Origin of the sequence: Mycolicibacillus koreensis, from assembly GCF_002104795.1 — a bacterium.
GTDB lineage: Bacteria > Actinomycetota > Actinomycetes > Mycobacteriales > Mycobacteriaceae > Mycobacterium > Mycobacterium koreense.
This window is the reverse complement of the sequence record NZ_NCXO01000099.1, coordinates 1-1,909: the sequence shown is the minus strand read 5'-3', so window position 1 is coordinate 1,909 and position 1,909 is coordinate 1. Positions and strand designations below refer to the sequence as shown.

Here is a 1,909-nt window from a genome sequence, read left to right as displayed (position 1 = left end):
TCGATGAGTTGGTCTTCCTGGCCGCCGATGAGTTTGCGCTGTCCGGCGCGGTGGAGCAGTTCGTGGGCGGGCACACCGTAGCGTTCGCCTTGGCGTACAGCGTGTTTGAGGAAGCTGGAGTACACCCCGGAGTAGCCCATGATCAGTGCGTTGCGGTCCAGGATGCATTCGGTGGGCATGGCGGGGCGCACCACGTCTTCGGCGGCGTCGGCGATGTCGAAGAAGTCGATGCCGGTCTTCACCCCGATCTTGTCGAACACCCCGATCAGTGCCTCGACGGGGGCGTTGCCGGCCCCGGCGCCGAAGCGGCGCACCGAGCCGTCGATCTGCTTGGCCCCGGCGCGCACGGCCTCCACCGAGTTGGCCACCCCGAGCCCGAGGTTCTCATGTCCGTGGAACCCGACCTGGGCGTCGTCACCGAGTTCGGCGATCAGCGCCTGGACCCGGTCGCGCACGTCGGTGAGCACCAGCGCCCCGGCCGAGTCGACGACGTAGACGCACTGGCAGCCGGCGTCGGCCATGATGCGGGCCTGGGCGGCCAGCTTCTCCGGGGAGATGGTGTGGGCCATCATCAAAAACCCGACGGTCTCCAACCCCATCTCGCGGGCCTTGCCGAAATGCTGGCGCGACACGTCGGCCTCGGTGCAGTGCGTGGCGATCCGGCAGATCGAGCCGCCGTTGTCCTGGGCCTGCTTGATGTCGTCGACGGTGCCGACCCCGGGCAGCATCAAAAACGCGATCTTGGCGTCGCGCACGGTCTGCGCGGCCAGTGTGATCAGTTCCTGATCGGGGGTCTTGGAGAAGCCGTAGTTGAAGCTCGACCCGCCGAGCCCGTCACCGTGGGTGACCTCGATGACCGGCACGCCGGCGGCGTCGAGGGCGGTGACGATGCCGCGGACCTCATCGGCGGTGAACTGGTGACGCTTGTGGTGCGATCCGTCCCGAAGGCTGGTGTCGGTGATCCGCACATCGAAGATGCTGTCGGTCATTTGCTGTTCCCCTCCGAAACGCTCGCCATCTGTTTGGCGATCTCCTCACCGACCTTGGTGGCCGCAGCGGTCATGATGTCGAGGTTGCCCGCATACGGCGGCAGATAATCACCGGCACCCTCGACCTCCACGAACGTCGTCACCAACGCCTGCCCACCGGAGTTCAGCGACGGCTCGTCGAACTGCGGCTCGTTGAGCAGCCGGTACCCGGGCACATAGGTCTGCACATAAGACACCACGTCATGAATCGAGGCGGTGATCGCCTCCCGATCGGCATCCTCAGGAATCGCGCAGAAGATCGTGTCGCGCATGATCATCGGCGGATCCGCCGGATTCAAGATGATGATCGCCTTACCGCGCGCAGCTCCCCCGATGGTCTCCACACCGGCCGAGGTGGTCTTGGTGAACTCATCGATGTTGGCCCGCGTACCCGGGCCCGCCGACACACTGGACACACTCGCCACGATCTCCGCATAGGGCACCCCGCCGGCGCCGGCCACCGCCCGATTGACCGCATACACGATCGGGATGGTGGCCTGCCCGCCGCAGGTGATCATGTTGATGTTGGGGGCGTCGAGGTGCTCGTGCAGATTCGCCGGCGGAATCACCGCCGGACCCACCGCCGCCGGAGTCAAATCGATCGCCCGAATACCGGCCGCCTCATATTTCGGGGCCGCATCACGATGCACATACGCACTGGTCGCCTCGAACACCAAATCCGGCTTCTCATCTTGGGCCAGCAACCAGTCCACCCCCTCATGACTGGTCTCCAGCCCCAGCTTGCGAGCGCGCGCCAACCCCTCACTGGCCGGATCGATACCGATCATCCACCGCGGCTCCAACCACTCCGACCGCAACAACTTGTACAACAAATCGGTACTGATGTTGCCCGAACCCACAATGGCAACCGACGCCTTCTG

The 1,909-nt window shown here is 65.2% G+C and carries 2 protein-coding genes; both read right to left on the bottom strand.

The annotated features are described in order from the left end of the window. On the bottom strand, positions 1-989 hold a 989-nt coding region (gene dmpG, locus B8W67_RS20005; RefSeq protein WP_069393942.1), incomplete at its 3' end, for a 4-hydroxy-2-oxovalerate aldolase. Then, on the bottom strand, positions 986-1,909 hold a 924-nt coding region (locus B8W67_RS20000), incomplete at its 5' end, for an acetaldehyde dehydrogenase (acetylating) (RefSeq protein WP_207510166.1). The genes dmpG and B8W67_RS20000, both read right to left, overlap by 4 nt.